Source organism: Shigella sp. FJ200513 (assembly GCF_040495915.1).
Lineage (GTDB): Bacteria > Pseudomonadota > Gammaproteobacteria > Enterobacterales > Enterobacteriaceae > ECMA0423.
In genome coordinates, this window is record NZ_JBDYCV010000129.1 from 1 (window position 1) to 9,567 (window position 9,567).

Below are 9,567 nucleotides of genomic sequence, written 5' to 3' on the forward strand. Positions count from 1 at the left end.
GGTCTGACTCCAATTGAATATCGGAATCAGACCTATATGCCTCGTGTATAACTGTCCAACTTTTTGGGGTCAGTACACCCTGGGGCTGCCACTCCAAACCAGACAATTTGGATGGTAGTCCCTTCTTCGCATGGAGGTAATATAAACATGCTGACGAAATATGCCCTTGTGGCAGTCATAGTGCTGTGTTTGACGGTACTGGGATTTACGCTTCTGGCCGGAGACTCGCTGTGTGAGTTTACGGTGAAGGAACGTAATATTGAGTTCAGGGCTGTTCTCGCTTACGAACCGAAGAAGTAGCCGTTGTGCGGGGAGTAATCCCCGCATATCCGGTTGTCAGGTCAGGATGGTAAGGCACCTGCTTTACACTTTCGCCCGCGGTCAGTGATGGCTGCGGGCGATTTCGTTTTAAGAGCAATGATGAGTTTTGCCGACAGAAGTCCGAAACAGGACTCACTGTATAAATAAACAGCTATTTTGCTAAGGAAGGGTAAGATAACGGCGGGTGCCTGAAGCTTTCCGGTTTCAGGTTAACTCTGAGGTTTGGAAAGATGAAGCCCCAAGAGATATTTCTATCAATCCTGGGGCTGCCACTCCGAACCTCAACAACTCGGATGGTAGTCCCTTCTTCGCATGGAGGCAATATAAACATGCTGACGAAATATGCCCTTGTGGCAGTCATAGTGCTGTGTTTGACGGTGCTGGGATTTACGCTTCTGGTCGGAGACTCGCTGTGTGAGTTCACCGTAAAGGAACGTAATATTGAGTTTAAGGCTGTTCTTGCTTACGAACCGAAGAAGTAGCCGTTGTGCGGGGAGTAATCCCCGCATATCCGGTTGTCAGGTCAGAGTGGTAAGGCACCTGCTTTACACTTTCGCCCGCAGTCAGTGATGGCTGCGGGCGAATCGTACCAGATGTTGTCAATTAATCGTGTTGGCACAGAGTTATGACTATTTTTTCTTTTATCTGCCAGTGCACAGCAAACATCTCATTCTCACGATGAATGATGACCTGCTGTTTATTCCAGCTAATTATCTGATAGTCCAGAAAACCTGCATCAGTTTGGATCTCACTTGCCTTAAATGCGCTCTCTTTGGCGGAAAATGCAAGTGTCAGCGCCAGAGAAAAGGCTAAACCGCAGTCTGCGAGTCGCTCGTGTTCTGCTGGTGTAATAATGTTGTCTGTCAATTCGGTCGCTGTTTGCGCAGAAAAAATTTCTTCGATATCAACGCCAATCGGTTGACGGGAAACCACGGCCAATGCCGTAGCCCCGCAGTGGCTAATACTGCCGTATACCTCCGCAGGCCACACCGGTTGGCGTAGCTCGCCGATTGCGGGCACACATTTATAGCCATATTCCCGCAAGGCATAAACAGCAGCGATCCGTCCGGCTAAATGCTCTGTTTTACGTTTACGTCCAGCGTGTTGCAGTTGTGCGTAGTGCGGCAGCCAGAGTAAATCCTGCTCACAAAAATTCGCCGGATCGAACTCAACAAAATGCAGCGTATGTCCGGCAAAGGGGAGGGAGGTATGCGTAGTTTTCATATCGACCATATTCGAGACTGATGACAAACGCAAAACTGCCTGATGCGCTACGCTTATCAGGCCTACGTGATCCTGCAATATATTGAATTGGCAAGATCTTTGTAGGCCGGATAAGGCGTTCACGCCGCATCCGGCGTGAACGACGCGCACTTTGTCAACAATCTGACGTTAGCATCAGAAGTGAGTATTAATGCTCATATACCACGTACGTCCCGGCTCGTTATAGGTATACGCGCCGGCACCGGCGATATAGTTGGCTCCTGCCAGATCGCCCGTGGTCTGGGCATTACCTGCACGCCACAAACGTTTGTCGAACAGGTTGTCCACGCCGCCGGTCAGACTGACATTCTTCGTCACATCCCAGGTCGCGCTCAGACCCACAATGCTGTAAGGACTGATTTCTTTGGTTTCCGGGCCAACCGCTGGCTGACCTTTATAGTTGTACTTCTTCGGCTGCTGCTTGCCGTACCAGGTGAAGGTCGTTTGCATCGACAAATCTTCCCGTGCCTGCCAGCTCAGCGTTGAGTTCAACGTGTACTCCGGGATGATCGACAAACGGTCGCCCGTGGTTTTGTTTTCACTCTTCAGCATATAAGTGATGTTATTGGTCCACATCACCGTTTCGCTAACTGGTACGTTTAACGATCCTTCCAGACCTTCAACCACTGCTTTCGGCACGTTATCCCACTGATAGAGATCAGTGCCGACTGCGTTTTGCCCTACAGCCACATAGCCCGCTTCAATCTTATTGCGATAATCGTTACGGAACCAGGTGACGCCCGCCAGCCAGCCGTCGCGTTTGAACTCCAGACCAATCTCTTTGTTGATGCTGGTTTCTACTTTCAGGTCATCGTTACCTTGCAGATAGCAGCCGCCCGCGCTGGCATAGCAGCCCTGACCTTTACTGTAGAGAATGTAGTTCGGGTTAGTCTGGTATAGGCTCGGCGCTTTATAGGCGCGGGCAATGCCTATTTTCAGCGTGAAGTCATCGCCTAAACCTTGCGATATGTTCAGCGCCGGGCTCCAGTTATTGCCGACAATACTGTGATGATCGAAACGCAGCCCCGGCGTTACGATGGTGCTGTCAGTCAGCTCCATGTTGTTTTCGGCAAACAGCGAGAAAATTTCTGCTTTTGAATACGGGCTACGGTCGGTGGCACTCACGCCATCAATAGCGCCACCGGTATTCGTTCCGGTCAGTGCTTGGGTGTTGGAACTTAAGTCCTTCATCCGTTGCTGATTCCACTCCGTACCCAGCGTCAGCGTCTGGTTAACGAGGAAATCAATCGGCAGGTTAACTTCGCTGTGCAGCATCACGTCATCGAGATCGATATCGACGAAATCCTGTGTCGCTTTTTCGTTAAATTTCCCTTCGGTACCGCCCGCCAGACCTTCCGGAATACGCGAGTTACGGTGTGTTCATACTGCACCCAGTTGCTGGTGGTCACGCCGTTATCCCAGCCACCGTTCCAGGTCAGCGCGTAGTTCTGGCGATACAGGCGGTTGGTTTCATCGCCATATTTCGAGCGAGTGTAAGCGTCAGAGTTGGTGTTCTGGGTATCGCCCGCATACAGGTTACCCTGGCGGCTGTAACCCGCTTCCAGTTCCAGCGATTGCAATGGTGCGAAGTCCCAGCGCACCACGCCGTTAATATCTTTATTGATCACCCCTTCGCGCCCGGCTGGTAACGTCGTGGCATACGTTCCGGCACGCGCGGACTGATGGCCCTGGTTGATATCCCACGCGTCAGCCTGAGTTTTGTCGAGGTTGCCATACAAGCGGAAGCTGAATTCGTCGCCCAGCGGACCGGTCAGGCTAAAGTTAGTGCGTTTGGTGGCACCTTCCTCTTTATGTTCTGGCGCATTGAAATATGCGTCCCAGGAGCCGTGCCACTCGCCGCTGCCTTTTTTGGTAATGATGTTAACCACGCCGCCCGCCGCGCCGTTGCCATAACGCGCAGCTGCCGGACCACGCAGAACTTCAATACGTTCAATCATTTCAGGTGGCACCCAGGAGGTATCACCACGGGTATCGCGCTCGCCACGCCAGCCCTGACGCACCGAGTTACGGCTGCTTACCGGCTTGCCGTCAATCAAAATCAGCGTGTTTTCCGGACCCATACCGCGAATATCAATCTGTCGGTTATTCCCACGCTGACCACTGGTGGAGTTACCGGTCAGGTTAACGCCTGGCATGGTACGGATGATCTCCGACACATCGCGGGCAACCGGGTTTTTGCGGATTTCATCTGCGGTGATGGTCGAAACGCCAGGAGCCTGCAAGTTCTGCTCGGCGGCGGTAACGACAATGGTATCGTCATGTGAAACAGGTGTATCGGTCGGCTCTTGTGCCTGCGCTACCCCATAAATCCCCAGATTGACCAACAAGGCCAGGGAATGAATCTTCTTGTTCATTGTTTTATTCCTGCATTTTTGCCACGAATTGCAACTGTCGGGCATGGTCGTCATCAACACGACGCATCCCGTTACCGCGAAAACCTTTGATCCTGAAAGACACGCAGTGCAGTTGGTTAATTAATGTCCGCGCTTCCCACGGCGCGCCATTACGCTATTGCAAATGCAAATAGTTATTAATAACATTATCAATATATTTCTGCAATCAATGAAAAATTGCACAGTAAACATGGGGTTATGGTGTGACGGCGTTAAAAGTAGGAAGTGAGAGCTGGTGGCAGTCGAAACATGGCCCGGAATGGCAGCGTCTGAATGACGAAATGTTTGAGGTCACTTTCTGGTGGCGTGATCCCCAAGGTTCTGAAGAATACTCGACGATAAAGCGCGTATGGGTCTACATCACTGGTGTGACCGATCATCATCAGAACAGCCAGCCCCAGTCGATGCAGCGAATTGCAGGTACTGATGTCTGGCAGTGGACGACACAACTCAATGCCAACTGGCGCGGCAGCTACTGCTTTATTCCCACCGAACGCGATGACATTTTTTCTGCACCATCCCCCGATCGCCTCGAATTACGTGAAGGCTGGCGAAAACTATTACCCCAGGCAATAGCCGATCCGCTGAATCCACAAAGCTGGAAAGGCGGGCTAGGGCACGCTGTTTCTGCACTCGAAATGCCGCAAGCGCCTCTGCAACCGGGATGGGATTGTCCGCAAGCGCCAGAAATACCAGCCAAAGAAATTATCTGGAAAAGTGAACGGTTGAAAAATTCACGTCGTGTATGGATTTTTACCACCGGCGATGTAACAGCAGAAGAACGCCCGCTGGCAGTTTTGCTCGATGGCGAATTTTGGGCGCAAAGTATGCCCGTCTGGCCTGTGCTGACTTCGCTGACCCATCGTCAGCAACTTCCTCCCGCCGTGTATGTGTTGATCGACGCTATCGACACCACGCACCGCGCCCACGAACTGCCGTGTAATGCGGATTTCTGGCTGGCAGTACAGCAAGAGTTATTACCCCTGGTGAAAGTTATTGCCCCTTTTAGCGATCGCGCCGATCGCACCGTGGTCGCCGGGCAGAGTTTTGGTGGGCTGTCCGCGCTGTATGCCGGACTGCACTGGCCTGAACGCTTTGGCTGTGTATTAAGCCAGTCAGGATCGTACTGGTGGCCGCATCGGGGCGGGCAGCAAGAGGGCGTGTTACTTGAAAAGCTAAAAGCTGGTGAAGTTAGCGCCGAAGGTCTGCGCATTGTGCTGGAAGCGGGTATTCGCGAGCCGATGATCATGCGGGCCAATCAGGCGCTGTATGCGCAATTACACCCTATAAAAGAATCCATTTTCTGGCGTCAGGTTGACGGCGGACATGATGCGCTTTGTTGGCGCGGTGGCTTGATGCAGGGGTTAATCGACCTCTGGCAACCACTTTTCCATGACAGGAGTTGAATATGGCATTCAGTAATCCCTTCGATGATCCACAGGGAGCGTTTTACATTTTGCGCAATGCGCAGGGGCAATTCAGTCTGTGGCCGCAACAATGCGCCTTACCGGCAGGCTGGGACATTGTGTGTCAGCCGCAGTCACAAGAGTCCTGCCAGCAGTGGCTTGAAGCCCACTGGCGTACTCTGACACCGGCGAATTTCACCCAGTTGCAGGAGGCACAATGAGCCAGCATTTACCTTTGGTCGCCGCACAGCCCGGCATCTGGATGGCAGAAAAACTGTCGGATTTACCCTCCGCCTGGAGCGTGGCGCATTACGTTGAGTTAACCGGAGAGGTTGATGCGCCATTACTGGCCCGCGCGGTGGTTGCCGGATTAGCGCAAGCAGATACTTTGCGGATGCGTTTTACGGAAGATAACGGCGAAGTCTGGCAATGGGTCGATGATGCGCTGATATTCGAACTGCCAGAAATTATCGACCTGCGAACCAATATTGATCCGCACGGTACTGCGCAGGCATTAATGCTGGCGGATTTGCAACAAGATTTGCGCGTCGATAGCGGTAAACCACTGGTCTTTCATCAACTGATACAGGTGGCAGATAACCGCTGGTACTGGTATCAGCGTTATCACCATTTACTGGTCGATGGCTTCAGTTTTCCGGCCATTACCCGCCAGATCGCCAACATTTACTGCGCATTGCTGCGTGGCGAACCAACGCCTGCTTCGCCGTTTACGCCTTTCGCTGATGTAGTGGAAGAGTACCAGCAATACCGCGAAAGCGAAGCCTGGCAGCGTGATGCGGCATTCTGGGTGGAACAGCGTCGCCAACTGCCACCGCCCGCGTCACTTTCTCCGGCACCTTTAGCGGGGCGCAGCGCCTCGGCAGATATTTTGCGTCTGAAAATGGAATTTACCGACGGGGAATTCCGCCAGCTGGCTACGCAACTTTCAGGTGTGCAGCGTACCGATTTAGCCCTTGCGCTGACGGCTTTGTGGCTGGGGCGATTGTGCAATCGCATGGACTACGCCGCCGGATTTATCTTTATGCGTCGACTGGGCTCGGCGGCGCTGACGGCTACCGGACCCGTGCTCAACGTTTTGCCGCTGGGTATTCATATTGCGGCGCAAGAAACGCTGCCGGAACTGGCAACCCGACTGGCAACCCGACTGGCAGCACAACTGAAAAAAATGCGTCGTCATCAACGTTACGATGCCGAACAAATTGTCCGTGACAGCGGGCGAGCGGCAGGTGATGAACCGCTGTTTGGTCCGGTACTCAATATTAAGGTATTTGATTACCAACTGGATATTCCTGGTGTTCAGGCGCAAACCCATACCCTGGCAACCGGTCCGGTTAATGACCTTGAACTGGCCCTGTTCCCGGATGAACACGGTGATTTGAGTATTGAGATCCTCGCCAATAAACAGCGTTACGATGAGCCAACGTTAATCCAGCATGCTGAACGCCTGAAAATGCTGATTGCCCAGTTCGCCGCGGATCCGGCGCTGTTGTGCGGCGATGTCGATATTATGCTGCCAGGTGAGTATGCGCAGCTGGCGCAGATCAACGCCACTCAGGTTGAGATTCCAGAAACCACGCTGAGCGCGCTGGTGGCAGAACAAGCGGCAAAAACACCGGATGCTCCGGCGCTGGCAGATGCGCGTTACCTGTTCAGCTATCGGGAAATGCACGAGCAGGTGGTGGCGCTGGCGAATCTGCTGCGTGAGCGCGGCGTTAAACCAGGGGACAGCGTGGCGGTGGCACTACCGCGCTCGGTCTTTTTGACCCTGGCACTCCATGCAATAGTTGAAGCTGGCGCGGCCTGGCTACCGCTGGATACCGGCTATCCGGACGATCGCCTGAAAATGATGCTGGAAGATGCGCGTCCGTCGCTGTTAATTACCACCGACGATCAACTGCCGCGCTTTAGCGATGTTCCCAATTTAACCAACCTTTGCTATAACGCCCCGCTTACCCCCCAGGGCAGTGCGCCGCTGCAACTTTCACAACCGCACCACACGGCTTATATCATCTTTACCTCTGGCTCCACCGGCAGGCCGAAAGGGGTAATGGTCGGGCAGACGGCTATCGTCAACCGCCTGTTGTGGATTCAAAATCATTATCCGCTCACAGGCGAAGATGTCGTTGCCCAAAAAACGCCGTGCAGTTTTGATGTCTCGGTGTGGGAGTTTTTCTGGCCGTTTATTGCCGGGGCTAAACTGGTGATGGCTGAACCGGAAGCGCACCGCGACCCGCTCGCTATGCAGCAATTCTTTGCCGAATATGGCGTAACGACCACGCACTTTGTGCCGTCGATGCTGGCAGCATTTGTTGCCTCGCTGACTCCGCAAACCGCTCGCCAGAGTTGCGTGACGTTGAAACAGGTTTTCTGTAGTGGTGAGGCCTTACCGGCTGATTTATGCCGCGAATGGCAACAGTTAACCGGCGCGCCGTTGCATAACCTGTATGGCCCGACGGAAGCGGCGGTAGATGTCAGCTGGTATCCGGCTTTTGGCGAGGAACTGGCACAGGTGCGCGGCAGCAGTGTGCCGATTGGTTATCCGGTATGGAATACGGGTCTGCGTATTCTTGATGCGATGATGCATCCGGTGCCGCCGGGTGTGGCGGGTGATCTCTATCTCACCGGTATTCAACTGGCGCAGGGGTATCTTGGACGACCCGATCTGACCGCCAGCCGCTTTATTGCCGATCCTTTTGCTCCTGGTGAACGGATGTATCGTACCGGAGACGTTGCCCGCTGGCTGGATAACGGCGCGGTGGAGTACCTCGGGCGCAGTGACGATCAGCTAAAAATTCGCGGGCAGCGTATCGAACTGGGCGAAATCGATCGCGTGATGCAGGCGCTGCCGGATGTCAAACAAGCCGTTACCCACGCCTGTGTGATTAACCAGGCGGCAGCCACTGGTGGTGATGCGCGTCAGTTGGTGGGCTATCTGGTATCGCAATCGGGCCTGCCGTTGGATACCAGCGCATTGCAGGCGCAGCTTCGCGAAACATTGCCGCCGCATATGGTGCCAGTCGTTCTGCTGCAACTGCCGCAGTTGCCACTTAGCGCCAACGGCAAGCTGGATCGCAAAGCCTTACCGTTGCCTGAACTGAAGGCACAAGCGCCAGGGCGTGCGCCGAAAGCGGGCAGTGAAACGATTATCGCCGCGGCATTCGCGTCGTTGCTGGGTTGTGACGTGCAGGATGCCGATGCTGATTTCTTTGCGCTGGGCGGTCATTCGCTACTGGCAATGAAACTGGCAGCGCAGTTAAGTCGACAGTTTGCTCGTCAGGTGACGCCGGGGCAGGTGATGGTCGCGTCAACCGTCGCCAAACTGGCAACGATTATTGATGGTGAAGAGGACAGCTCCCGGCGCATGGGATTCGAAACCATTCTGCCGTTGCGTGAAGGTAATGGCCCGACGCTGTTTTGTTTCCATCCGGCGTCCGGTTTTGCCTGGCAGTTTAGCGTGCTCTCGCGTTATCTCGATCCACAATGGTCGATTATTGGCATTCAGTCGCCGCGCCCTCATGGACCCATGCAGACAGCGACAAACCTGGATGAAGTCTGCGAAGCGCATCTGGCAACGCTACTTGAGCAACAACCGCACGGCATTGCGGCGCGGCTGCGTGCCCGTGGCGAACAGGTGGCATTTCTTGGTTTGCTGGATACCTGGCCGCCAGAGACGCAAAACTGGCAGGAAAAAGAGGCTAATGGTCTGGACCCGGAAGTGCTGGCGGAGATTAACCGCGAACGCGAGGCCTTCCTGGCGGCACAGCAGGGAAGTACTTCAACGGAGTTGTTTACCACCATTGAAGGCAACTACGCTGATGCTGTGCGCCTGCTGACGACTGCTCATAGCGTACCGTTTGATGGTAAAGCGACGCTGTTTGTTGCTGAACGCACGCTTCAGGAAGGTATGAGCCCCGAACGCGCCTGGTCGCCGTGGATTGCGGAGCTGGATATCTATCGTCAGGATTGTGCGCATGTGGATATTATCTCTCCAGGGGCGTTTGTAAAAATTGGGCCGATTATTCGCGCAACGCTAAACAGGTAAATTAATATTATCTATAAACCCATAATTAGGTAATGCTGCCAACTTACTGATTTAGTGTATGATGGTGATTTTAAGGTGCTTGCGTGGCTTCCATTTCCAT

6 protein-coding genes and 1 pseudogene are annotated in these 9,567 nt (G+C 53.7%); 5 read left to right on the forward strand and 2 right to left on the reverse strand.

From position 1 onward, the window contains the following. Positions 1–147 precede the first annotated feature (147 nt). Together hokE (ABZJ92_RS18905) and hokE (ABZJ92_RS18910) are read left to right on the forward strand one after the other, a co-directional pair. Positions 148–300, forward strand: a complete 153-nt coding sequence (gene hokE, locus ABZJ92_RS18905; RefSeq protein ID WP_000956463.1) for a type I toxin-antitoxin system toxin HokE — start codon at positions 148–150, stop codon at positions 298–300. 350 nt (positions 301–650) lie between these two features. Beyond that, positions 651–803 (forward strand): type I toxin-antitoxin system toxin HokE, encoded by a 153-nt coding sequence (hokE, locus tag ABZJ92_RS18910; RefSeq protein WP_000956465.1) that lies wholly within the window; start codon positions 651–653, stop codon positions 801–803. A gap of 121 nt (positions 804–924) precedes the next feature. Here hokE (ABZJ92_RS18910) and entD read toward each other — a convergent pair whose 3' ends face one another. Together entD and fepA are read right to left on the reverse strand one after the other, a co-directional pair. Beyond that, on the reverse strand, positions 925–1,545 hold the full coding sequence (gene entD, locus ABZJ92_RS18915; protein WP_001506608.1) for an enterobactin synthase subunit EntD: 621 nt from the start codon (positions 1,543–1,545) through the stop codon (positions 925–927). Positions 1,546–1,719: 174 nt separating this feature from the next. After that, positions 1,720–4,013 (reverse strand): annotated as a pseudogene (gene fepA, locus ABZJ92_RS18920) (siderophore enterobactin receptor FepA). A gap of 188 nt (positions 4,014–4,201) precedes the next feature. On the opposite strand from fepA, the gene fes reads away from it, so the two are divergent. Genes fes through entF form a run of 3 tightly spaced genes read left to right on the forward strand, consistent with a single transcriptional unit; the run spans position 4,202 to position 9,467 of the window. After that, positions 4,202–5,404 (forward strand): enterochelin esterase, encoded by a 1,203-nt coding sequence (fes, locus tag ABZJ92_RS18925; RefSeq protein ID WP_000125827.1) that lies wholly within the window; start codon positions 4,202–4,204, stop codon positions 5,402–5,404. 2 nt (positions 5,405–5,406) lie between these two features. Beyond that, positions 5,407–5,625: an enterobactin biosynthesis protein YbdZ gene (ybdZ, locus tag ABZJ92_RS18930; protein ID WP_000885782.1), complete on the forward strand. Its 219-nt coding sequence runs from the start codon at positions 5,407–5,409 to the stop codon at positions 5,623–5,625. After that, complete coding sequence (gene entF, locus ABZJ92_RS18935) at positions 5,622–9,467, forward strand: enterobactin non-ribosomal peptide synthetase EntF (protein WP_000077740.1); 3,846 nt, start codon at positions 5,622–5,624, stop codon at positions 9,465–9,467. The genes ybdZ and entF overlap by 4 nt, the downstream gene beginning before the upstream one ends. The last annotated feature ends 100 nt before the right edge of the window (positions 9,468–9,567 follow it).

What these genes read in the sequence shown, in the direction of transcription:
- hokE (WP_000956463.1), top strand. Translation starts at nt 148, where the DNA reads ATGCTGACGAAATATGCCCTTGTGGCAGTCATAGTGCTGTGTTTGACG.
- hokE (WP_000956465.1), top strand. Translation starts at nt 651, where the DNA reads ATGCTGACGAAATATGCCCTTGTGGCAGTCATAGTGCTGTGTTTGACG.
- entD (WP_001506608.1), bottom strand. Translation starts at nt 1,545, where the DNA reads ATGAAAACTACGCATACCTCCCTCCCCTTTGCCGGACATACGCTGCAT.
- ybdZ (WP_000885782.1), top strand. Translation starts at nt 5,407, where the DNA reads ATGGCATTCAGTAATCCCTTCGATGATCCACAGGGAGCGTTTTACATT.
- entF (WP_000077740.1), top strand. Translation starts at nt 5,622, where the DNA reads ATGAGCCAGCATTTACCTTTGGTCGCCGCACAGCCCGGCATCTGGATG.